The sequence below is a fragment of the Mucilaginibacter frigoritolerans genome (genome assembly GCF_007830615.1).
GTDB lineage: Bacteria > Bacteroidota > Bacteroidia > Sphingobacteriales > Sphingobacteriaceae > Mucilaginibacter > Mucilaginibacter frigoritolerans.
Window position 1 is genome coordinate 225217 of record NZ_VLLI01000002.1, and the last position, 23686, is coordinate 248902.

17 protein-coding genes are annotated in these 23686 nt (G+C 41.8%); 10 read left to right on the top strand and 7 right to left on the bottom strand.

All coding sequences use genetic code 11. From position 1 onward, the window contains the following. Window positions 1-126: 126 nt before the first annotated feature. Window positions 127-1236, top strand: coding sequence for an acyltransferase family protein (locus tag JN11_RS04495; RefSeq protein WP_144910035.1), 1110 nt, complete (start codon window positions 127-129; stop codon window positions 1234-1236). A 380-nt stretch (window positions 1237-1616) separates the two neighbouring features. Then, entirely contained in the window at window positions 1617-4103 is a 2487-nt protein-coding gene (locus JN11_RS04500) for a DUF5916 domain-containing protein (RefSeq protein WP_144910036.1), read from the top strand. Window positions 4104-4309: 206 nt separating this feature from the next. On the opposite strand, the gene JN11_RS04505 is transcribed toward JN11_RS04500, so the two are convergent. Continuing rightward, window positions 4310-5308: a quinone oxidoreductase family protein gene (locus JN11_RS04505; RefSeq protein WP_144910038.1), complete on the bottom strand. Its 999-nt coding sequence runs from the start codon at window positions 5306-5308 to the stop codon at window positions 4310-4312. A gap of 106 nt (window positions 5309-5414) precedes the next feature. On the opposite strand from JN11_RS04505, the gene JN11_RS04510 reads away from it, so the two are divergent. The 4 genes from JN11_RS04510 (at window position 5415) to JN11_RS04525 (ending at window position 8192) form a co-directional block, all read left to right on the top strand. After that, window positions 5415-5792 carry a winged helix-turn-helix transcriptional regulator gene (locus JN11_RS04510; RefSeq protein WP_144910040.1) on the top strand — a complete coding sequence of 126 codons (378 nt, stop codon included), beginning with the start codon at window positions 5415-5417 and terminating at the stop codon, window positions 5790-5792. Window positions 5793-6042: 250 nt separating this feature from the next. After that, complete coding sequence (locus tag JN11_RS04515) at window positions 6043-7020, top strand: helix-turn-helix transcriptional regulator (protein ID WP_144910042.1); 978 nt, start codon at window positions 6043-6045, stop codon at window positions 7018-7020. A gap of 56 nt (window positions 7021-7076) precedes the next feature. After that, window positions 7077-7529 carry a nuclear transport factor 2 family protein gene (locus JN11_RS04520; protein ID WP_144910043.1) on the top strand — a complete coding sequence of 151 codons (453 nt, stop codon included), beginning with the start codon at window positions 7077-7079 and terminating at the stop codon, window positions 7527-7529. A gap of 3 nt (window positions 7530-7532) precedes the next feature. Continuing rightward, on the top strand, window positions 7533-8192 hold the full coding sequence (locus JN11_RS04525; protein WP_144910045.1) for an NAD(P)-dependent oxidoreductase: 660 nt from the start codon (window positions 7533-7535) through the stop codon (window positions 8190-8192). A gap of 135 nt (window positions 8193-8327) precedes the next feature. Here JN11_RS04525 and JN11_RS04530 read toward each other — a convergent pair whose 3' ends face one another. Next, a complete protein-coding gene (locus JN11_RS04530; RefSeq protein WP_144910047.1) occupies window positions 8328-8981 on the bottom strand; it encodes a FadR/GntR family transcriptional regulator in 654 nt (217 codons plus the stop codon). A 291-nt stretch (window positions 8982-9272) separates the two neighbouring features. Between JN11_RS04530 and JN11_RS04535 the strand changes: the two genes are divergently transcribed. Together JN11_RS04535 and JN11_RS04540 are read left to right on the top strand one after the other, a co-directional pair. Further along, on the top strand, window positions 9273-10445 hold the full coding sequence (locus JN11_RS04535) for a cupin domain-containing protein (protein ID WP_144910048.1): 1173 nt from the start codon (window positions 9273-9275) through the stop codon (window positions 10443-10445). A 593-nt stretch (window positions 10446-11038) separates the two neighbouring features. Continuing rightward, window positions 11039-14374: a vitamin B12-dependent ribonucleotide reductase gene (locus JN11_RS04540; RefSeq protein WP_144910050.1), complete on the top strand. Its 3336-nt coding sequence runs from the start codon at window positions 11039-11041 to the stop codon at window positions 14372-14374. Between the two features lie 309 nt (window positions 14375-14683). Here the strand turns inward: JN11_RS04540 and prfH are convergent, their stop codons facing one another. Both prfH and JN11_RS04550 read right to left on the bottom strand, forming a co-directional pair. Then, window positions 14684-15298, bottom strand: a complete 615-nt coding sequence (gene prfH / locus JN11_RS04545; protein ID WP_144910052.1) for a peptide chain release factor H — start codon at window positions 15296-15298, stop codon at window positions 14684-14686. A gap of 4 nt (window positions 15299-15302) precedes the next feature. Then, the gene (locus tag JN11_RS04550; protein WP_144910054.1) at window positions 15303-16703 is read right to left on the bottom strand and encodes an RtcB family protein; all 1401 of its coding nucleotides are present in this window, start codon (window positions 16701-16703) and stop codon (window positions 15303-15305) included. Window positions 16704-17239: 536 nt separating this feature from the next. Between JN11_RS04550 and JN11_RS04555 the strand changes: the two genes are divergently transcribed. After that, entirely contained in the window at window positions 17240-18898 is a 1659-nt protein-coding gene (locus JN11_RS04555) for a glutamine--tRNA ligase/YqeY domain fusion protein (protein ID WP_211360646.1), read from the top strand. 79 nt (window positions 18899-18977) lie between these two features. Here the strand turns inward: JN11_RS04555 and JN11_RS04560 are convergent, their stop codons facing one another. Beyond that, window positions 18978-19805 carry an N-acetylmuramoyl-L-alanine amidase gene (locus JN11_RS04560; RefSeq protein WP_144910058.1) on the bottom strand — a complete coding sequence of 276 codons (828 nt, stop codon included), beginning with the start codon at window positions 19803-19805 and terminating at the stop codon, window positions 18978-18980. Window positions 19806-20122: 317 nt separating this feature from the next. On the opposite strand from JN11_RS04560, the gene JN11_RS04565 reads away from it, so the two are divergent. Beyond that, window positions 20123-21292, top strand: a complete 1170-nt coding sequence (locus tag JN11_RS04565) for a carboxypeptidase-like regulatory domain-containing protein (RefSeq protein WP_144910060.1) — start codon at window positions 20123-20125, stop codon at window positions 21290-21292. A gap of 52 nt (window positions 21293-21344) precedes the next feature. On the opposite strand, the gene JN11_RS04570 is transcribed toward JN11_RS04565, so the two are convergent. Then, window positions 21345-21806 carry a hypothetical protein gene (locus tag JN11_RS04570; RefSeq protein ID WP_144910062.1) on the bottom strand — a complete coding sequence of 154 codons (462 nt, stop codon included), beginning with the start codon at window positions 21804-21806 and terminating at the stop codon, window positions 21345-21347. 95 nt (window positions 21807-21901) lie between these two features. Next, window positions 21902-23644 (bottom strand): S41 family peptidase, encoded by a 1743-nt coding sequence (locus JN11_RS04575; protein WP_144910063.1) that lies wholly within the window; start codon window positions 23642-23644, stop codon window positions 21902-21904. Between the last annotated feature and the right edge of the window lie 42 nt (window positions 23645-23686).

A 23686-nucleotide genomic window follows, 5' to 3' on the forward strand; every position in this document is an offset into this window, starting at 1 on the left:
GATTGACCGGGTTGTTTGACCGGGCGGGGTTATTTACAAATTTGGCTGGATTATAATTTTAGATACCTTAGCAAAAGGACAAGTCAGGGGCTATTACCACGTTAATTGGCCTGGTAGAATATTTAAATGGAAACCAACAAACCCACCCCGGAAATTCTTCAAACAAAACAACATTTCGAAATTCTAGATGGATTAAGGGGAATTGCCGCCCTGTCTGTTGTAACATTTCATTTTATGGAATGGGCCTACTCCAATTACAGCAAGAGCTTTATCGGACACGGTTTTCTGGCTGTTGATTTCTTCTTTTGCCTTTCGGGATTCGTTATCGGATATGCCTATGATGATCGTATAGCCAAAATGGGCATTCTTGAGTTTTTTAAATCGAGGATCATCCGTCTGCACCCACTGGTTATAGCAGGATCAGTGCTGGGCCTGCTGGCTTTTTTGTTCGATCCGTTTGGCGGCCATCCCGAATTGTACAGCACCGGTAAAATCATCCTGGCATTTTTTTGCTCATTACTACTTATTCCCTTGCCTGTAATAGCCGACCGTAGTTTTAACCTGTTCAGCTTCAATGCACCGGCATGGTCCTTGTTTTGGGAATATGTTGCCAATATTGTTTATGCATTTGTGCTTTATAAAATCAACCGTGGCTACCTGCTGTTGTTAACTATATTCTCGGCAGGGGCTATTTGCTTAGTAGCTTACCGTTCCGGTAATTTATTAGGCGGCTGGAGCGGCCCAACCTTTTGGGATGGGGGCGCCCGCATATCCTATTCTTTTTTAGCAGGATTGCTTATTTACCGTTCCCGCTACATCATCAAAAACAATCTGGGTTTTATCGGTATGGCCATATTATTGTTTCTGGCCTTTATAATGCCATTCTCAAAATGGAACTGGTTATCTGAACCGGTAGTAGTACTGTTTTACTTTCCCTTACTGATAGCTTTGGGCGCAGGGGCTACGTTAAAACCTGCATTAAAAAAGGTTTGCATATTTTTTGGAAAGATTTCCTATCCCTTGTACATGACGCATTATGCCGTGTTATGGATGTTCGGTAATTATTACGGCAGCCATAAACCGGGAACTGTGCAGTTGGCCCTCATCATTATAACTAGTTTAATCCTGCTGGTTGGGGCAGCGTATCTGGTAATGATAATTTACGATATTCCTGTGAGGAAATATTTAAACGATAAACGAGATGAAAGGCTTGCCAAACAAAAATCTGGCGGCTAACTGTTAATCGACTATCACAAAAATTGTTTGCAACATTTTGCTTATCGTTTAGAACTTATGCTGTTCTCAAATTTTCTATAAAATGGTTCGAATTGTGCCCAGCCAGGGAGCCTTGGCAGACAAGCTGGTAAAAATACCGGCTTGTTTTGTTTAATTCCCTGTACATTCCGGAGCCATTGACCACAGTGTTACGGAATTGCAAACAGTTAATATTCTATACTATCTGGAAGTATAAATCCCCTCGCAGATCCATGATGTTCCCTATACTTGATTATGCAATATATCTAAAAAACTTTATCCTCGGCAATATGAGCCACCATCCCATTTTTAACCAAAATTTAACACGAAAAGTGTAACACTTTTGTTGCAGATAGCATCTTATGCTTATGACATTGTTTGCCATAAGAACGAGATTTACCTTTCTTCTGTTATTTTCCTTTATAACCTGCCTCGTTTTTGCGCAAGACCAGGTTAAAAAATCAGTTGCTATAAAAACGACCAAGCCACCTAAAATTGATGGCCTGCTGGATGATGAGGCCTGGAAAAATGCGCCCATAGCCAGTGACTTTGTTGAGTTTAGTCCCGTTGCCGGCCGGCATGAAACACAGGAAAACCGGACGGAAGTAAAAATACTGTATGATGACAATGCGATTTACGTAGGCGCACGCATGTACGAAACCTCAGCAAAAAAAGTAGCCCATGAGTTGGTAAACCGCGATAACGTAGGCACATCCGATTTTGTGGGTGTTGTATTGGATACCTATCACGATGGCATAAACGCCGTGGGCTTTTACGTTACCGCTGCCGGGGTGCAGTTTGACGCCAAATACGCGCCAAACCCCAACGGCAACACGGAAGACCCGACCTGGAATGCTGTATGGTTAAGCAAGGCACACATTGACGAGCACGGTTGGACAGCCGAACTCAAGATCCCTTACTCAGCGTTGCGCTTTGCTAAAAAAGACGTGCAGTTATGGGGCTTGCAGTTGGTGCGCCGCCGGCAATATGAGCAAAAGGAATTATTTTGGAATGAGGTGGACCCCAAAAAGAATGGATTTGTAAACCAGGAGGGCGAATTACATGGTATACAAAATATAACACCACCGGTACGCCTGGCGTTTTACCCCTACATTTCTACTGACATCAACCATTATCCCTACAATACGCCGGGGCTTAAAAATACCAGTGCCCAGTTTGACGGAGGTATGGATGTTAAATACGGAATTAACGAAAGCTTTACGCTCGATCTGACGCTGGTACCCGATTTTGGGCAAGTACAATCGGATAATAAGGTACTAAACCTTACACCTTTTGAGGTTAAATATGTAGACAACAGGCCATTTTTTACGGAGGGAACAGAACTGTTTAATAAGGGGAATATTTTTTATTCGAGAAGGGTAGGCGGGCAGCCATTAAATTATAATGCAGCTTATGACAACCTGAAGCCCGGTGAACAGGTGATCAGCAACCCAACCGAAACCAAGTTATTGAATGCTTTTAAAATAACCGGGAGGACCGCTGGTGGTCTTGGCATCGGTTTATTCAACGCGGTGACTGAACCAACAGACGCCATTATCCAGGACAGCCTGGGCCATACACGGCGGTTTCAAACATCCCCCTATGTCAATTACAATATCCTGGTTCTCGACCAAAACCTGGCCAACAATTCGTCGGTAACACTTATCAACACCAATGTAGATCGTTTTGGAAAAGATTATTCCGCCGATGTGGGCGGGGTGGTGTTCAATCTTTATAATAACAAAGCTAATACCTATACCCTGCGCGGTTTTGGGTTGGTGAGCAATTTGTATGGCGCTGGTACCAAACCAACAACAGGTTACAGTTACGAATGGGCGGGCGGAAGATCGTCGGGCAATTTTACCTGGATATTAACGGAGGACCACGTAGATGATAAATACAATCCCAACGACTTTGGCATATTGAATAACAACAATTATTTCGACCATAATCTTAACATGGTATATGCTGACTACAAACCTAATAAATGGTTCACCCAATGGGATGTATTTGGCAACCTGTATTATTCACGTAGGGAAACCCCCTCGACCTATCAACGGTTTAACCAGATTTTAGGGTTTGACTTTAAGCTGAAAAACTTTTCCTACATCGGGCTCAATTTTGCTCACAATAGCCAGGCAAATGATTTTTATGAGCCACGCGTAGCAGGCCGCGTATTCCTCTCGCCAGAAAACAATAACGCCGGCATCTATTATAACAACAATCCAGCTGCCCGTTTTAGCTGGGGAGGCGATTATTTTTACCGTAAATTTTATTCGCACGGGGGCTATGGGCACGATGTGGTACTGTTTTATAACCTGCGCGTAAATGACCATTTTTCATTCGGGCAAAATGTTTCTTATACACCGCGCATCAACAATACAGGTTATGCCACGGTAGACAGTGTAAGCAACAACCCTGTATTTGCGCTACGCAATGTGCAAACCATCGAAAATATCTTCAATATCAAATACACCTTCAACGATGTAATGGGCCTGACGTTCAGATTGAGACATTACTGGTCGAAACTGAATGTGGTGCAATATTACGACCTGGGCCAGTCCGGTACGCTTGATCCGCTGATATCGTCGCATTTCAACACCGATAATAACATGAATTATAACGACTGGAACATCGATATGCTGTACGTATGGGAAATATCGCCGGGTAGCGAACTGAGCTTCGATTGGAAAAATTCATCACTTATTGATAATGACCAGGCCCGTCAAAACTACGTCAACAATTTTGAAAACACACTTCATGTGCCCAAAAACAATAATTTCTCGCTGAAGATCTTATACTATATCGATTACCAAAGCCTGCGGAAGCATAAAAAAGCATCGGCGTAAAGGATAAGATCTTAGTAACATATAGAATGGTACTGTTAATCAGAGGATCACTGGTTCGAGCCCAGCCTGGGGAGAAAATGCCATCACTTGAAAAATTGATGGCATTTTTTATGATTACATCTCTTACAACGTTGTAGAATCAATTATTGTAAAATTCATAAATTATCGAAGAAATTGATTGGAGGCCAATATGGCGTATAATGTTCTTAAACGTCTTTTTCAATTGCCGGCACCAAAATAATACTGCCCGTAGTTTTACGCTCTTCCAAGTCAGCGTGTGCCTGGTTAGCATTGGGCAAAGGATATATTAACGGCTTTTCTAATTGGAATACTCCGTTTCGCACTAAGGAGAATATCGCGGGCAATGCCTTTCCTGACTTATCCTGGTAAGCCGGATAATTATTTAATACAGCCTGTACAAAGTGTATTTTTCTTTGCTCAATAAATGCAGTATTAATTTCTGGCATACCGGATGCCCAGCCGTACAGCACCGCACTTCCACCAGGTTTAACTAACTCAAGTGATTTTTGAAATGTAGCGACGCCGATACTATCGTAAAAAACATCGATACCCTTGTCATCTGTAATTTGCCTTACCCTTTCATCAAAGTTCTCGGCCGATAGATCAACAACGTGCTCAAAACCTTGCTTTAATGCAAGATCTTTTTTAGCGGCACTGCCTACCGTACCAATTACGGTAGCACCAATAGATCTGGCCCATTCACTTAATAAAGTTCCAACGCCGCCGGTCATGGCATGGATCAGCACAACTTCCCTTGCCTTTAATTCATGACTTTGTTTCAATAACATGTGTACAGTCATGCCTTTTATCATGATCGACGCCGCCTGGTCAAATGATATATCGTCCGGGAGTTTAAAAATTTCATTAGCACGAAGGACTCTTCTTTCGGCGTAAGCCCCGTTTGAGCCATAGTAAGCCACCCGGTCGCCGACCGCAAATTCTTTGACGCCATCGCCGGTTTGTTCAACGATTCCTGCCGCTTCTAATCCGATCAGCGCCGGATATGCGGGCATCGGGAAAGTACCATTACGAAAGAAGACATCCAGGAAATTTACACCAATTGCTTTTTGGCTAATTAATACTTCTCCTTTTCCAGGTTGCGGAATTTCAGTTTGTTCATATTTGAGTACCGCGGGTTTTCCTGGTTGTTCAATACGGACAATGCCGCTTGTTATTGTGTTCATCTGATTTGAATTTATGAATGCAAAGCTACCATGACTGGCTTCCCTTTCGGTATTACTTTCCCAAAGGGAAGTAGTCTCCTTCGGGGAAGTATTGTATTTTTGCAATATGGAAACAAACTCGGTTGACGGAAAGATATCGGTAGATTGCTGGGAGCGATTAAGAGCGATCAACGATACAAAGGATATATTAAGCGGTAAATGGAAAGTTATGATCATCGCCTGTTTAGCTTCATTCGGAAAAAAGCGATATATGGAACTACATCGGTTATTGGCCGGTATCGGTACCAAAATGCTTTCCAAAGAATTGCAGGAATTGGAGATCAACGGTTTAATAACACGAACTGTGATGAACACTAAGCCGATTACCGTTGATTACGAGTTGACCAGCTATGGCCGTAGTTTAAAACCTATCATCGATGAAATGGCTTTGTGGGGGATGCATCATAGGGGGAAAATAATTGGTGAAATAACCCAAAAAAAATAATTGCATAGCATCGCGGCTATTTGCTCTGGTTTTTTGGCAACCCTCACTTTAATCCGATAGCATAGGTATCCTGTTTGCCTGAATGAGGAGCAATTGTTGCTGCCATTGCGACTTAATTTAGAAAAAGGGTATCTATACGATTTTCAGTTCACTAATAAGCTCTAATTGCTCTACAAAATAGTTCGAATTCTGCCCAGCCTGGGGAGCTTGCTGCAAAATTTTTTCCGACCAGGATGATGTATCTTTGATTATGATTTATTCTCAATTGGATAATCCGGTGCAATGGCTTGAGCACACCGCAATCCAAATTGGCGCCAAGTTTGAAAATAACAGCTTAATTCTAAGCGGGTCTGCAGATGATGGTTCAATCAGGCTATTTCCTTTGGAAGAAGGCCTTATTATGATTTTGACAGAAGTAAAGTCAAATTTAGAGATTCCAAAGCTGATGCAATATGTACCAGCGGATTACTTGTTTTTTAAATTATACCTCCCCGATTATCATTTGGACACGGCTGTTAAGTCTGGCTTCGAATACTATCAAATAACAACTCCCGGTGTTCTGCTTTATAACTCCCAATTGGAATTAAGGTCATTATTCAAGGTTCGACAGCGAATTAAGATTGTTTCATTTGCTATGCGCGCCGACTGGCTCAAGCAAACATCCCAAGCTGATTCTATATTTTCTGAAAAACGATTATTCGAAGTCCCACTTTTTAGGTTCGAACAGGTTACGCCGGCAATATTACAATCCGCATTAAATCTATTTACGCTTAAAACAGATACTGGCTCTGTCCATTTGCGGATGAAGGCAATTGCTTATGATATGCTTAGCCAATTTTTTTCTGCTTTTGACCTAAGGACTGCATCAAACTTATCTGCTTTTAAACATCAAAGTGACATCGAAGCTATTTTTAGGATCAGAGAGCAATTGCTAGATCATAAAGAAATGAACTATCCAACCATTGAAGTTTTGGCAAAACAGGTGGCGATGAGCCCTTCCAAATTAAAAACACTGTTCAGCTCCGTTTTCGGCATGTCTGTTTTTGAATTCTATCAGCATCACCGGTTAAATTATGCGCGGCATTTGATCGAAGCGCGGAAACTTACTATTGGAGAAGTCGGTTTGAAAATCGGCTACAATAACCTAAGTAAGTTTTCGCAGGCTTACAAAAAGCAATTTGGGTATCTGCCACATCAAACTTTATTACCTGATCGGGCTATTATTTAACCCGCACGGGCTATCTGGTGCGGGAGGTCCGGTCTACCTTTGTTAAAAAAACAACAATGGACTTTCCAAAACAAAAGATCGAAGAAGTATTAAGCAAAATGATTGCTTCATTTGATAAGGGTCCTGAAAGCTTAATAGCTTTTTTTGCTGAAGATGCCAGCATTCAGTTACCTTTTTCAAAACGCCATAGTGCTGAAATGACCCGCAATCAATATTTAAATCATTTATCAAGAATATTACCAATGATGAAATCATTTCAGCTTCATGATCACAAGTTATACGCTACGGATGAGCTTGGTAATTATTGGGCCACAGCAGATTTGGAATGTATCGTTATCCCTACAGGGAAAACTTACCGTCAGAATTATATTTTTCGGTTCTGTCTTAATGAAGAACTGAAGATAACACAATATTATGAATATGGTAATCCTCTCAAAATGGCGGAAGCAATGCGGCCTTTATGGAAATTATTTTTGAATATTTTCTTGGCAAAAATATCAGCAAAGTAAATCATGCCAAAAAGAATATTAATATTGGGTGCCACCGGAAGAACCGGTAAATATGCCATACCATTTGCATTAGAAAAAGGTTACCAGGTAGTTGCATTGGCTAGAAATCCGGATAAGATCAGTGTCAAATCTGATGACTTAACTATTGTAACAGGTCTTCCTACAGATATTGATGATGTCCGTAAAGCGATGAAGGGCTGCGATGCTGTTCTCAGTTTGTTAAGCCCTTTAACCAGGGGAGAAGCTGTTTCTGTCAGGAAAATAAATTCACCGCGAGTTCTGGAAAAAAGTATGATGAATGTATTACAGGTGATGAATGAATACGGCGTTAAACGTATTTTAATATTATCATCTGTTGGGGTAGGAGATTCCTGGAAGTATGCGCCATGGTATGTAAAGCTGCTGATTAAGCTAACGAATTTCAAAGTTATATTCGCTGATCATAATGCGCAAGAAGATTTAATTCAAGCATCCGGAAAAAACTGGACCATTGCGAGACCTGCCGGGCTAAATGAAAACGAAACTATGGGAACATTAGCAGTTACCTATAATCACACGCCAAAGCCGTTCCATATGAGCCGCAAACTGCTGGCTAAATTCTTTATTGAAAACTTGTATAGCGAAACATACATTCACAAAACGCCTATGCTGTCAGAAAAATAACTGATAGGAAATAACCGAAGCAATTTATAATAAGTACGATGTGCCTTTTTACCTGAAAACATATTAAAAAAAACGGGGCGCTATATTTCACACCGGGGCATTTCCCTATTGCTTTTTGTCCCTTTATAATATCCTTTAATAACTGTTATCCAGTATCTGCAGAATAATTTGCTGTGCCTGCTTTTGTTTTTTGGCTTTAATAGCTTTAAACAGCTCTTCGTGCAGGTGATGGCTCATAGCAAAATGGCTTATTCCCTGGGCTTCCCTGCGCGAAAAGAAATCGCGGATAATGGTGGTAAAACTTGTGTAAAGCCCGGCAAGCACTTTGTTTTTTGAGGCCCGCGCAATGGCTGTATGAAAAGCAATATCGGCATTGGCGCATTGTTCCGGCTGCTCGGCAAGGATGGCCAGCTTGCGATCTTCCAAACACTTTTCCATCTCCTTAATCTGCTCGTCGGTATGATTTATCGCCGCCAGTTTTACCATTTCCCCTTCCAGTAATATCCGTACAGCATGAATATCATCAAAATCGGCATTTTTTAATTTTTGGTCTATTGATTCTGTTTCTAACCTTTCGTTCACCATCGTGCCGGAGCCCTGCTGAACCTTTAAAATGCCTGATATGGACAACGATTTAATAGCCTCCCTGATGGTGGATCTGCCTACACCGTAAAGCTTCATTAACTCAGGCTCGGCCGGAATTTTTTCATTGGGTGGATATTTCCCCTTGCTAATGTCCTGCCTTATCTGGTTGGTTATTCGTTCGGATAGTTTTTCTTTTACCGCCATACTATTAACAATTGCTTTACAAAAATAAGTCAATTTATTTAAACATCATATGTTTGGGCAAATAAAGCGCCCTTTTATCCATCAATTTAAAATCAGCATAAATAACACAAATCCGGCAAAATAAAGTGTAGTTACTGTATACATTCTGTTTTTTATGGTGATTGCCTCATTTTTTCATCAAAAAAATTTGCGAATAAATAAATATCTCTACATTTGTATAACATCATATGTATTATAAAACATATGATGTTATAATTGATTTTTAAATTAACCCTATTAAAACATATAACAATGGAAACTACACGACGCGGATTTATTTCCAGAGCCTCGCTGTCAACCCTGGGCTTGGTGGCAGCAGCAACCAGTATTGGTGCATTGGTACCAGAAAAAGCATCAGCCAAAACATCATCTTACGACAAAAAACCAGCGGCAGCACAGGAAGAACTGGAAGACTTTGTTTATGACATTGAAAATGGTAGCAAAGGCTACCTGAGCGAGGGAGGCTCGGCCAAAGAAGCTACTGTTGAAGAATTTCCGGTTTCGCAAAGCATTGCAGGCGTATCAATGCACCTTAAGCCCGGCGCCTTCCGTGAAATGCATTGGCATTCTATCGCTGCTGAATGGGCTTATATTTTAGATGGGGAGGTAAGAACAACCGTAATTACTCCTGGTGGAACAACCTCAACAGATGATTTTCAAAAAGGAGACATCTGGTTCTTTCCAAAAGGGCATGGCCATATGCTGCAATGTTTAGGAGATAAGCCTTGTCATTTTTTGTTGGGTTTTGATAGCGGTCATTTCTCGGAGTTTGGTACTTTTAGCGTAACCGACTGGATCAGCCATGTGCCGCCGGCTATTATGGCTAAAAATACAGGCTTGCCCGCAAGCTTTTTTTCAGGCCTGCCTAAAAAGGAGCTTTATATTGGCGTTGGAAAAATTGCCGAAAAATCAAGACCTAAAAACATAAATCAAGCCATTCCGTTCAGTACCTCTTTGCACAAATTCAGTATGGAAAGGGATGGCATATACCAGGAATTTAAAGGCGGCTCAATAAAACTTGTTTCGTCACTTGAGTTCCCAATTCAAAACACCATAACCTCCATGCGTATGAATATAGAACCCGGCGCTATCCGCGAGTTACACTGGCACCCTAATGCCGATGAGTGGCAGTATGTAATGCAGGGACAGGGTGAATTAAGCATTTTTGGATCGCATGGTCGTGTAAAAACAATGCCATATAAAAAAGGGATGGTTGGTTTTATTAAGCAAGGCTATGGTCACTTTATTGAAAATACAGGTACCGAAACTTTAAAACTGATCATCTTATTTAATAGCCCCGTTTACCAGGAAATATCACTAAACGACTGGTTAAATTCTAATCCGCCTCAATTGATAGCCGACCATTTTGGCATGTCGCTGGATCAGGCTTCTTCACTCATCAATCATCAAAACGGTATCTATTAGTTTTGTAGTAGCCAATCATAAAGAAATAAATTTTTTACTAAAACTGACCCCGTTAACCGTTGAAAGACTGCTCCGTAATTGGTGGCGGTCTTTCTTTTTTTAGGTTGATAAACTTTCCCTACCCTCTTTTTTGCTTGCAAAAGGGTGGTCCAGCGTAGCGATGTTCGGGTGAGTCCCTCTACGGGCGGCGTTAACGTAAATGCATTGGCGTTTTAACTCATCCCGACATTGCCTCGCTTGTCGACCTTCTCTTCACCTTCGGTGGAAAGGAGGCTAGAAAAATAATAAGGGAAAGCAATTTTCTTTAGCTTACCCATATCGCTTTCCGCATTACTTAAATTCTCCCTTAAATAAAAAGGCAATATTCCCGAAAGTTTTAAAGCTTGTCGACTTAATAATTACGGTTTTTTTAGTTTTCAACAGGGTTAATTCTTTATAATCTAATTATTTATGCGGGGGTATACGCAAAGTGAGCCTATTGTAACAATGTTGTGGAAAACTCTGCATTGAATGCTGTTTTTGAGAACAATAAATTTGATATAAACCCCCTAAAGGTTTTTGATAAATTTTTTTACCGCTCTCATCTTACTACTATGACTAAAACTACTACAAAAAAACCAGGAGGACTAAGTGACAAGGGGTTAGTAATTCAACGGCACTTCAGCAAAGAAAATACCAACGTATTTGATTTGTTTAAATATGATAAACGTTCGTCGGTTATCCGTAACCCATCGGGTGATGCTGTTTTTGAAATGAACGATGTGGAGGTGCCGTCAACCTGGTCGCAGGTAGCTACAGATATTCTGGCTCAAAAATATTTCCGCAGGGCTGGGGTACCGCAGGCCGATGGATCAGAAGGTGGTGAACGGAGCATTAAACAGGTTGCCCACCGCATGGCCAACTGCTGGAAAGATTGGGGTATGCGCTATGGTTATTTCGCTTCGCCAAAAGATGCTGAAATTTTTTATGATGAAATAGTTTACACCATAACCGGACAGCTTGCTGCGCCGAACTCCCCCCAGTGGTTCAATACAGGGCTATACAGTTCGTACAACATAACCGGCAAACCGCAGGGGCATTATTATGTTGACCCGGTTACCGAAGAGTTAAGCAAATCAACCTCAGCCTATGAGCGTCCGCAGCCACATGCTTGTTTTATCCTATCTGTTGATGATGATTTGGTGAACGAAGGTGGTATTATGGATCTGTGGGTACGCGAAGCGCGTATTTTTAAATATGGATCGGGGGTAGGCACCAACTTCTCAAAAATCAGGGGCGATAATGAAAAACTGGCCGGTGGTGGTTATTCATCGGGCTTAATGTCATTTTTGAAAATTGGCGACAGGGCGGCCGGGGCCATCAAATCAGGCGGGACCACCCGCCGTGCTGCAAAAATGGTTTGCCTGGATCTGGATCATCCCGAAATAGAAAGCTTCATCAACTGGAAGGTTGAGGAAGAGAAAAAGGTAGCAGCCTTAATTGCAGCAGGATATTCTTCCGATTATGAAGGAGAGGCATACCGCACCGTGTCAGGCCAAAATTCAAATAATTCTGTACGTATCTCCAACAGCTTTTTTAAAGCGCTGGAAAAAGGAAAACCGTGGGATTTAACCAGCCGTGTAAGTGGCAAAGCGGTTAAGTCGGTATCGGCACAAAAACTATGGGATGATATTGCCTTTGCAGCATGGGCCTGTGCAGATCCGGGTGTACAATTTGATACCACCATTAATGAGTGGCACACCTGCCCCGAAGGTGGCCGCATCAATGCTTCAAACCCCTGCTCAGAGTACATGTTTTTGGATAATACAGCCTGTAACCTGGCATCCATCAACCTAGCTCATTTCTTCGACCCTAAAACCCGCGTCTTTAACGTAAAGGGTTTTGAACATACCTGCCGCATCTGGACCATCGTACTGGAAATATCGGTACTGATGGCACAGTTCCCATCAAAAGAAGTAGCGCAGCTATCCTACGATTACCGCACCCTGGGGTTAGGTTATGCCAACCTGGGATCGGCCCTGATGGTAAACGGTATCCCTTACGACAGCAAAAAGGCCCGTGCCATTGGCGGTGCCATTACCGCCATCATGACGGGCACTGCCTACGCAACTTCAGCCGAAATGGCCCGCGAGTTGGGTACCTTTAACCGTTTCGAAGAAAACAAACAGCATATGCTGCGCGTAATGCGCAACCATCGCTATGCAGCCTATAACTCTACCGGCAATTACGAAGGACTGGAAATTGCCCCTCCGGGAATTGACCAGGTACAATGCCCCGATTACCTGTTATCTGCAGCCTGCAATGCCTGGGATAAAGCGGTTGAAATGGGCGAAAAATATGGCTACCGCAATGCACAAACTACCGTTATTGCCCCAACCGGAACCATAGGTTTAGTAATGGACTGTGATACCACCGGCATCGAGCCCGATTTTGCATTAGTAAAATTTAAAAAACTATCGGGTGGCGGTTACTTCAAAATTATTAACCAGGCCGTGCCCGAGGCATTGCGCAATTTAGGCTATGCCGAACACGAGGTTACTGCCATTGTAAACTATGCCAAAGGAGCCGCTACTTTAAACGGCGCGCCACATATCAATACTCAAACCTTAAAAGCCAAGGGACTTACGGATGATGAGCTGGAGAATTTAGACAAGGGTCTTATTGCTGCTTTTGAAATCAGCTTTGCCTTTAATATTTGGAGTTTAGGCGAAGATTGTTTAAAACGATTAGGCTTTACCGCCGAGCAATACAATGCCCCAGATTTTAACGTACTGCGCGGATTGGGCTTTAGCCGCAAGCAAATTGCGGAAGCTAATGAATACATCTGCGGTACTATGACTATTGAAGATGCCCCTTATCTTAAAAAAGAACATTACCCAATATTTGACTGTGCCAACAAATGCGGTGCAAAAGGCGAACGATACATCCATTCACATGGCCACATCAAAATGATGGCAGCGGCACAGCCCTTCCTTTCAGGTGCTATCTCCAAAACCATCAATCTGCCAAATGAAGCTAAGGTTGATGAAATAAAAGATTGCTACAAACTATCATGGACCCTGGGTTTAAAAGCTAATGCCCTTTATCGTGATGGTTGTAAACTATCACAGCCGCTATCAACCAAGTCAGACGTTAAGGAAGAAAAAGAAGAGCTTGCTGATGATAAGCTGGATACCGTTGAAGAAGTTTTGGGCAAAGCTGCCAATGTAAAGTTAAGCGATTTAACCCCCGAACAGGTAATTGAAGCAGCGATTGCCATTATCGAAAAATCGCACGATACGAGCTTTATGCGTCAGCTATCACGCGTAGTGCAAAAGAAGAGTCTGCCCTTTAAACGCCGTGGCTATACCCAAAAAGCCAGCATTGACGGACAAACAGTATTTGTGCGTACAGGCGAATATGAGGATGGTACTTTAGGAGAGATTTTTGTGGATATGCATAAAGAGGGTGCAACCTTCCGCTCATTGATGAACTGTTTTGCCATTGCCGTATCGGTTGGCTTACAGTATGGTGTTCCACTGGAAGAGTATGTAGAGAAATTTACCTTTACCCGTTTTGAACCTGCCGGAATGGTGGTTGGCCATGCCAATATTAAAAGCGCAACCTCTATTATCGATTATATTTTCAGGATGCTAGGCTACGAATACCAGAACCGTACCGACCTGGTTCACGTAATAACAGATCAGAATGGTGTTATCGGCAACCCGCAGATGGAGAACAGCGATGTTAATCCGGATGAAACTAATGTTTTTCAGCCTGCCAATAAACCGGTGGAAGTTGATTATAACAGCAGTAAAAAATACAGTTTTGATGTAAGTATGGGTGTACAAAGCGATGCCCCTGCCTGCAATACCTGCGGACATACCACCGTACGCTCGGGCACCTGTTACAAGTGCCTTAATTGCGGCAATTCGATGGGATGTTCGTAAGTAAATTACGAGAGATCAGTGCTGAAGGATAAATATAAACAAAGCCAAAACGGTAATTGGTGATAAGTGAAAGCGGCGGTGAAAACAACCAATAACCCAATGACTTAATCAAACAAGGCGTTTTGTGTTCAGTTTTATAGTTTATGTAAGTTAGCTCCGGAGTAGTGCCCGGGGCTTTTTTGTTTAAAGGGATTGATTTTCATTTATTTATAGCTTTAAATTAGATTAACATAAGATCATCTGTCTTAATGTTTATAGGACGATAATATAACCATGATGCTTAAAAAGCATCATGGTTATTCATTTTTATTACAGGTTATCACGTATTATTTTAACTGGATTGCCGCGCTGCAAAGCATGATGCTCCAGCCAGCGGCTTTGCTGCTCATCCATTAATTGTTCCATCTGCCAGGCCATTACTTTGGCTTGTAGTCGCTCAACACAAAGCTTTTTATTTTCCAACTGCGACCGGCTGTCCATTGCAAATACCTGCAAACCGGAAGGCTGGTGTATGCCCCGCACGGCAGTTTCCACTTTATTTACGTTTTGCCCTCCGGGACCTGAAGCACGGGTAGTTTCAAATTTTACATCTTTCAAATCCCATTTCGGTAATTCTTTGATATCGAAAATGCTTACACCCACAAACCAGTTTTTGCGCTTATGATTTCTACGATACAGACTTTGCGCTATCCATTGAATAGTTCCACTCCATTCCACAATAAATGATTCCAAATCGCCACCTGCTGCGGTTAATGTACCTGAAAGTAGCGTGCCTTCTATTTCTCCTTTTTTATTATCAAGTATTTCAGTTTCGATATGCTTTTGTTTTGCCTGTTCCAGTATCAGTTGCAGTACAAGAGCAACAGCCCGGCAACATTCTGCCGGGCCTTTGCCTGCTGTAATTTGTATAATTACTTTTTTCATGGTGTTAATCTTTATTCATGCGTACAATACGCGGTATAAATTTTCCCTGAATATCAACCAGGCTGGTTTGCGCTTCAATCACCTTTTCAATGTCTTTATAAGCCATCGGGTTTTCTTCTACGCTGCCGCCAATAAGCGTTACTCCGGCGTTTGATAATAACTTTTTCATTCCTGAAACAGTCATGCTGTCTTTTGCCTTTTGTCGGCTCATGGCCCTGCCCGCCCCATGCGATGCTGAATACAAAGCCTGATCAATTCCTTTGCCCTTTACCAAATAGGCCGATGTGGTCATACTGCCTGGTATAATCCCCAACTCGCCTTCATGTGCCGGGGTAGCACCTTTGCGGTGAATGATAACCTGTTTACCATCGGCCAGGGTATCCTTCCAGGCAAAATTGTGATGGTTCTCTATCAGGCAAAGCGGTTTTATACCCAATGCTTTTAGCAAATTGGCATGGATCCGTTCATGACATGCACGGGCATAATCTCCTGCCAAGGTCATGGTTAGCCAGTACTCTTGTCCGGCTTCGCTGTCCATATCCAGCCAGGCTAATTGTTGTGCCTCGCGCGGAAGTCTACAGGTATTCATAGCCAATTGGGTGTAATGCTTGGCTATCGCCGATCCTAATCCCCTGCTGCCCGAGTGTGATAATAAGGCTGCATACTTTTTACCGGGTAAGCCCAATGTGTTGTTATCAGCAAGCGCTATCTCCCCAAATTCAACAAAGTGATTACCATTGCCAGAAGTACCCAACTGCCTGGCAGCCTTTCCGCGCAATGGTTTCAGAAAAGGAATTTGGGTAAACACATCACTGTCCAGTATCTCGTGTTCCTGTCGTGTGTCCAGTCCGCCTTCCATACCAAAATGGGTGTTGCTTTTTAAGGCCTGTTTAATTTGATAATTGTAACGGCTGATAAACGTATCGCTTTCATCAATAATGGTTAGTGCCATACGGCAGCCGATGTCCATGCCCACAGCATAGGGTATTACCGCATTGTTTGCTGCAAGCACCCCTCCAATAGGCAGACCAAAGCCCATGTGTGCATCGGGCATTAAAGCACCCTGTATACTTATGGGCAGGCGCATGGCCAGTTCCATTTGTTTTTTGGCGGATGCCTCAATATCCTTACCGCCATAAATTTTATATGGTGCAGACTGCTCCATTATTTCAAAGGCTTTAAAAGCCGGTTCGTTTACTTTACCTATAACGCGCTCCGCTATTCTACCCTCAACTTCATGATGCAGATATTGCTCTGGTTTATCTTTTATTGCCGTTAGCAGGGTTATAATCTGCTCGTTACTGTGGTGTTTATAGTGTTTTGCAGCTATTCCCAATGTAAAGCTGATGAGCTGATTATTGGTATAGCCGATCTTTGTCAGATCTTTTGTTTTTAAATTGCCCATGTGGGTTTATATTTTTTATACCCGTTGCCGTTAAGCATACCAGGTGTGTTTTTAAATTTGTTAAGGCGCTGATGATAATTCCAATCATCAACAAAAAATTATTTGTCCGAATGGCCGTTTCAAAACGGCAAAGGCATAGCGATTCCATAAGCTAGTGATGATTAAAATTTAACAATTGATTTTAAATCGATAATTTTTCATCCGCAGCTTGGCGGATATACCCTTTGCATTGCCCAAAACGGCATAAAAATCGACAGACCGGAATAGCTAATAGTATTGAATACCAAATGGCACCCAATTAATTATTTCCAAGAAAATTGAATAGCAATTTTGCCTGCCTTTTTAGGCAATGAGCGAAGGGGGCGATATGTGGATGAGCGTTGTCATGGTTCCGTGATATTTAAAAGGTTAACAAATCAGGAATTGAGGCAAAGATAACAGAAATATCTGATTTTAGCTGGCACCTAAACTACTCCTTTATAATTCGTTAGTCTAACCAGCATGAAATTGTTATTTTTGCCGTTCCAAATAATATCATGAGCGAAGAAAGAGCATTAAATTTTATAGAAGAAATAGTTGAAGAAGATTTAGTCGCCGGTAAAAATGGCAAGCGGGTACTTACCCGTTTTCCGCCTGAGCCCAATGGCTATCTGCATATCGGCCACGCCAAATCCATCTGCTTAAATTTTGGATTGGCTTTACGCTATGGCGGCCAAACCAATCTCCGCTTTGATGATACCAACCCCACTAAGGAAGATGTAGAATATGTTGACAGCATTAAGGAAGATGTAAAATGGCTGGGCTTTAACTGGGCCAACGAACTTTATGCATCCGACTATTTTGATAAGCTGTATGATTTTGCTGTAGCCCTGATCAAAAAAGGCCTGGCTTATGTTGATGATAGCTCTGCCGAAGAGATTGCCTCACAAAAAGGAACACCAACTGAACCGGGTACGCCTAATAAGTACCGCAGCCGTTCGGTTGAAGAAAATTTACAGCTGTTTGCTGATATGAAAGCCGGTAAATACCCGGATGGCGCCAAGGTGCTGCGCGCCAAACTGGATTTGGCTGCACCTAATATGCACCTGCGCGATCCGTTGATGTATCGTATTAAACATACACATCACCACCGTACCGGCGATAAATGGTGTATTTACCCAATGTATGATTTCGCTCACGGGCAGTCTGACGCTATTGAGGAAATTACCCATTCTATTTGTACGCTGGAGTTTATTCCGCACCGCGATTTATACAATTGGTTTATTGAACAACTGGACATATTCCCATCCAAGCAGTATGAATTTGCCCGCTTAAATCTTAACTATACCGTAATGAGCAAGCGCAAGCTGCTGCAATTGGTAGAGGATAAGCATGTTGACGGCTGGGATGATCCGCGTATGCCAACCATTAGCGGTTTGCGCCGCAGGGGTTATACACCTGCTTCCATACGCGAGTTTTGCGAGCGCATTGGCGTTGCCAAGCGTGAGAATATGATTGATGTGAGTCTGCTGGAGTTCTGTATCCGCGAGGATCTGAACAAAACGGCATGGCGCCGCATGGCGGTGTTGGATCCTATCAAAATGGTCATCACCAATTATCCGGAAGGGCAAACTGAAACTATGTTCAGCGAAAACAACCCCGAAGTTGAAGGTGGGGAAGGCGGCAGGGATATTCCGTTTAGCCGTGAACTTTGGATTGAGCGCGAAGATTTTATGGAAGAACCTCCAAAGAAATTTTTCCGCCTGGGTGTTGGCTTAATGGCAAGGCTAAAAAGCGCCTATATTGTTAAGTGCGATAGTTTTGTGAAAGATGCTGATGGCAATGTAACCGAAATACACTGTACCTATATTCCGGAATCAAAATCGGGCAATGATACCAGCGGTATCAATGTAAAAGGCACCATCCATTGGGTGAGTGTTCCTCATGCTCATACTGCCGAAGTAAGGATGTATGATCGTTTATTCCAGGTGGAAGATCCGTCAAATGAAGATGGCGACTTTAAAGAATATTTAAACCCAACCAGTTTACACATTTTGCCAAACGCTTACATTGAGGCTGATCTGGCAAGTGCCGTACCGGGCAAGGGTTATCAGTTTATCCGCAAGGGCTATTTTACTCTTGATAAAAATTCTAACGCAGGCAAGCTGGTGTTTAACCGCACGGTGACGCTGAAAGACGGATGGGTGAAAAAATAAGTTAGCAGTATTAAGTTGGCAGTTAGCAAACAAAACTAACTACCAACTTAACAATCTTTACTGCTCACTGCAAACTGTTTTATTGTGCATATTTCTGATACACGTTATATAACACATTCAAATCCAGTTGGGTTAACGTTGGGCTGATGTCTGTTTGTATAAAATGACGCTTAAAGGCAACCACTGCAGCTTTGATATCCGAGGTATCATAACCTATTAATTTGAGGGCGATGGCATAATCAAAGCCATCCGGAGCCAGTTCCAGTACATCATCGCTCCAGTAACCAAAGCCATGCTGAGCCATTATTTTCCAGGGGAAAAGCGGACCCGGATCTGGCTTGCGTTTAGGTGCAAAATCCTGGTGACCGATGAAATTGGCCTGCGGGATATTATAATTTTTCTTTAACTGACCCAATAGCGATATTAGACTGATGATCTGATTTTCGGTAAATGGCTCACTTCCGTTGTTATCAACCTCAATACCAATAGAGCAGCTGTTCATATCGGTAACACTTCCCCACTTACCAACACCTGCATGGTTGGACCGCAGGTAATCATTCACCATATGAAATACTTCGCCGTTTTTAGCCACTACATAATGGGCGCTAACCTGGGTACTGGTAACCGTAAACGTTTTTAAGGTTTGTTGTACAGAATCCTGAGCTGTAAAATGGATAATCACAAAATTGGGTTTGCGGATACCAAAGTTTACTGTACCCACCCATGCCGATGGAATTAATGTACCGGTACTATCGGTTAATGAATCGGGCAATTGCTTCTGGATAGTTTTTACAAAGCCTTTTGTTTTATCGTTATAATACTTATTGGTAACGGCATACGGACCTTTTGGCGAGCATGAAGCCAGCGCAATAAGAAAGATAAGCACGTACAGGTAAGAATATTTCATATTGATGATATTGCTAATTTAAGCAATTGGGCTAATATTTATACAACGTAACCAAATTGTGATGTTATTAAAAGCAATTGAATATTATTTATTTGATCAGATCAACTTAAATGATGCCACCTTCCCTTGCTTTTATTCCTATCAACGAAGACTTAAAAAGTAAGTTTTACATCTCAAAGGTTTTGGGGGTGTATCGGCAGATTGTCCATTTTATACATTTTCATCTAAAAACACAAACAATACGATTACTTTCTATACAATTTAGTAAGAATAGCTAAATTAAACCCACTTATCACATTGGTATCAATAATATATTTATGCTCAAATTCCTATTCCTCTTTCTTATTACCCCCGCCTCCATGTTAGCTCAAAACATTATCAGCGGCAAAGTGCTAAGCCTACAAAGTAAAACCCCAGTAGCTAATGCAAGCGTATTTCTGAGTAACTCAAGCGTAGGAAGTGAAACGATGGTTGATGGAACATTTAAGCTTACCGATGTAAAGAACGGGCAATATGACCTGGTTGTTTCCTGCATAGGCTATGAAACATATCATCAAGTGGTATCTGTCTATAATAAAGACCTTACCCTACCAGATATTGAACTGAAATCTATCACAAATGTATTAGATGAAATAAAAATAGTTGGTGCAAAAAGAAAAGCTAAAACAGACCCAAACAGAAAAAGGTATATCAGAATGTTTACCGATGCATTTTTCGGGAATACACCAAACGCAGCTGAATGTAAGATATTAAATCCTAATCTGCTTGTTTTCAATTATGATCAAAACACAGATAAACTTAGCGCAACTTCACGGGGCTTTTTGATTTTAGAAAATAAGGCATTAGGATACCGTATTAAATACCTGCTGAACTCATTTCTGATTGACCCGGGAGAGCATATTATTTACTATACAGGCTCTTCTGTTTTTACACAAATGGACAGTACAGCGGCACAGCAAATGATATGGAAAAAGAAAAGAGTTAAAGTATATCTTGGATCTGAAATGCATTTTTTACGCTCTTGTATAATTGACCGGGTAGCCGATGAGAATTTTATGGTACGCAAAGTGGTGAGAACGCCTATTGAAGGCGAGCCGACTGACAGCACTATACGTGCCAATATTAAAAAATATAGCACTCCGGGTAATGTCAGCCCAGAGTTACAATACTGGCAAAAGCAGGCTCAACAAGTAAAATTTAATCAGGAAGTGTTCGACAGACATTTAGCTACTACGGAATTTATAAAGACAACCAATATAAAAGGTATCTATGCTATGGGGTATCCGGATTGCCTGATAATTAACTATGCAAACGCCCGGAGCACTTCATTAAAAGATAATACCACAATCACCTTCACAGATCCTTATGCTTATTTTGACAGTAACGGCATTATAATTAACCCGATGAGCAATAGGGTTGAAGGGTACTGGGGAACACAGCGTATGGCCGATTTACTTCCGGTGGATTATCAATTACCCCGAAATTAAAAGAGGTGGCTTTTGTGAAGCCAACCTCATAATGTTTTGTTTTCTGAGCTAATTAGTGATCACGACCTCTGTCTCCGTGATCGCCATCTCTATGGTCACCATCTTCGTGCCAATGATTACGGTAGTGATCATCGTGGCTGTCGCGGATAACAACCTGATCATGACGGCCTCTGTAATTTGCATAACGAGCCCTGATTGCATCGTGACGTTCCCATGGGTTACGTTCATTTACAACTACTTTATAGGTACGGTATCTATCAAAATGGTAACGCGGAGGCAATGCGCCCGCATGTACCCATGCATTGTTATCAAAATAAACATATTGATGACGTGGAACATCGTAATAAGCATCAATATCAGGCATGTAGTAATATTCAGCATGATCGTAGCCAACAGGCCCCCACTCGGGCTGGGCACCAATGTTAACACCTAAACTAAGATGAACCTGTGCATCAGCAACTTTAACAGATAAGCATCCAAATAATATGGCTGCTGCAAAAAGTAACTTTTTCATATATAATGTTGTTTGTTTTATAGACAAACTTAATACGAAATAGTTTAGCAATGGGTTGGTATTTATTTTATGGATACCGGAAAAGAGGTTTAAAACTATTGACCGTCCTGATCCTGGCCTGCCTTTTTAGAAGCCATTGCCAGTACGGGTTTACCTATTACTTTATAAGCGCCTTCACCCTTTAATATAGAGGCTATCAGCTCTTTATCCTGCATAATTTTTACAGCTTGGGCAAGCTCTTTATCATACTTAAAGTTCGTTTCATAACGCCCTTTCTCAAAATAATAGCGGGATGCTATTTCATTTTCAAGCACCTGTTTTATTTCGTCTTTATGTTGTTGCAGGTCGTTCTTTTTGCTGGCCATCATTTTCGCCTCCAGGGCATCATACTCTGGTTTTATTTGGTCAAACTGCTTTTCTTTGGTGGCTTCCGTTTTCAAATTAGCCAGTACTTTTTCAGAACTTGTGGTATAGCTATAGTTTTTATCAGCCAAAAACCTGGTGAAGTCGGCATAATCAGCATCTGATAAAGCAAAGTTACGCACATCACTTAAGGCTGAATGGGTTTCGCGGTAGTGTGTAGCATAATCAAAAATGAGCAATTTACCTACCAGTGTTTGCGTGATATTGGCAAAACGATCCTGCTTAACAAAAACATCAGGATAAATACCACTACCATCATAAACAGAGCGGCCATCTTTTGTTTTAAATTCATGGATCAGTGAATCGGCAACTTTTACCACACTGCCATCGTCTTTACGATGTGTATAATCAATTTCCTGGATACAACGGCCCGATGGAATATAGTATTTAGCGATGGTTATTTTTACCAGGCTATTATAAGGAAGGTTAAATGTTTGCTGCACTAACCCTTTACCATAGCTTCGCTGACCAATAATAATAGCGCGATCCAGATCCTGCAATGAACCGGCAACAATTTCTGATGCGGAGGCAGAGTGACTGTTTACCAATACAACCAGTGGCAAATTAGGTTCCAGCGGGGTGCTAACGGTACTGTAGGTAGCATTTTTTTCGGCTATTTTGCCTTTTTGTGATACAACCTCCACGTCTTTAGCTACAAACAGGTTTACAATTTTAACTGCTTCCTGTAATATACCTCCACCGTTTGAACGCAGATCCAGGATGATCCCGTTTGGATTGTTTTTTTTCAGCGCTGTGAGTGCTGTGGTAACTTCTTCGGCTGAGTTTTCTAAAAACTTATCCAATTTGATATACCCCATATTGCCATCAACCATACCATAGTAGGAAACGTTGGGTTGCTTAATCTCATCACGAACAATAGTCTTTTCAAACGCTGGAGCATCGCCACGCTTAATAAGAAGTTTAATAGAAGCCCCCTTTGATCCTTTCAGTAAAGTTCCAACCTGGTCATTGTCCTTTCCATCAAGTACAATGTCGTTTATTTTTACCAGTTGGTCGCCTGGCCTTATATCTGCTTTTTGTGCGGGGAAGCCTGCAAATACATCCGAAACATATACTTTGCCATTGCGGGCAAAAACACCGGCGCCAATACCGCCGTATTGGGTGCTTACGTAATGTAGCTTATACTCTTCAATTTCCGATTCGGGTACAAATTCAGTATAGGGGTCCAATCCATCGAGCATGGCATCAACCCCGGTTTTTATCATTTTAGCCGAATTGATATCATCAACATAGTTAATGTTCACCTCTTTGTAAACAGATGCAAAAACATCCAGGTTTTTGGTTATCTGGAAAAGGTCGTCCTTAAAACTCCAGGTAGCTAAAGCCAGTACCAGGGTACCGCCCAAAAACGCCCTTTTCTTATATTTATTAAATAACACTTTACCCTTATTCATCCTTAAACTCCTAAAAATATAAATCTACAAAAAGTGTTTTAA

What these genes read in the sequence shown, in the direction of transcription:
- JN11_RS04570 (WP_144910062.1), bottom strand. Translation starts at nt 21,806, where the DNA reads ATGAAAAAGTTACTTTTTGCAGCAGCCATATTATTTGGATGCTTATCT.
- JN11_RS04520 (WP_144910043.1), top strand. Translation starts at nt 7,077, where the DNA reads ATGGACTTTCCAAAACAAAAGATCGAAGAAGTATTAAGCAAAATGATT.
- JN11_RS04575 (WP_144910063.1), bottom strand. Translation starts at nt 23,644, where the DNA reads ATGAATAAGGGTAAAGTGTTATTTAATAAATATAAGAAAAGGGCGTTT.
- JN11_RS04540 (WP_144910050.1), top strand. Translation starts at nt 11,039, where the DNA reads ATGACTAAAACTACTACAAAAAAACCAGGAGGACTAAGTGACAAGGGG.
- JN11_RS04505 (WP_144910038.1), bottom strand. Translation starts at nt 5,308, where the DNA reads ATGAACACAATAACAAGCGGCATTGTCCGTATTGAACAACCAGGAAAA.
- JN11_RS04555 (WP_211360646.1), top strand. Translation starts at nt 17,240, where the DNA reads ATGAGCGAAGAAAGAGCATTAAATTTTATAGAAGAAATAGTTGAAGAA.
- JN11_RS04560 (WP_144910058.1), bottom strand. Translation starts at nt 19,805, where the DNA reads ATGAAATATTCTTACCTGTACGTGCTTATCTTTCTTATTGCGCTGGCT.
- JN11_RS04535 (WP_144910048.1), top strand. Translation starts at nt 9,273, where the DNA reads ATGGAAACTACACGACGCGGATTTATTTCCAGAGCCTCGCTGTCAACC.
- JN11_RS04510 (WP_144910040.1), top strand. Translation starts at nt 5,415, where the DNA reads ATGGAAACAAACTCGGTTGACGGAAAGATATCGGTAGATTGCTGGGAG.
- JN11_RS04525 (WP_144910045.1), top strand. Translation starts at nt 7,533, where the DNA reads ATGCCAAAAAGAATATTAATATTGGGTGCCACCGGAAGAACCGGTAAA.
- JN11_RS04500 (WP_144910036.1), top strand. Translation starts at nt 1,617, where the DNA reads ATGCTTATGACATTGTTTGCCATAAGAACGAGATTTACCTTTCTTCTG.
- prfH (WP_144910052.1), bottom strand. Translation starts at nt 15,298, where the DNA reads ATGAAAAAAGTAATTATACAAATTACAGCAGGCAAAGGCCCGGCAGAA.
- JN11_RS04495 (WP_144910035.1), top strand. Translation starts at nt 127, where the DNA reads ATGGAAACCAACAAACCCACCCCGGAAATTCTTCAAACAAAACAACAT.
- JN11_RS04565 (WP_144910060.1), top strand. Translation starts at nt 20,123, where the DNA reads ATGCTCAAATTCCTATTCCTCTTTCTTATTACCCCCGCCTCCATGTTA.
- JN11_RS04550 (WP_144910054.1), bottom strand. Translation starts at nt 16,703, where the DNA reads ATGGGCAATTTAAAAACAAAAGATCTGACAAAGATCGGCTATACCAAT.
- JN11_RS04530 (WP_144910047.1), bottom strand. Translation starts at nt 8,981, where the DNA reads ATGGCGGTAAAAGAAAAACTATCCGAACGAATAACCAACCAGATAAGG.
- JN11_RS04515 (WP_144910042.1), top strand. Translation starts at nt 6,043, where the DNA reads ATGATTTATTCTCAATTGGATAATCCGGTGCAATGGCTTGAGCACACC.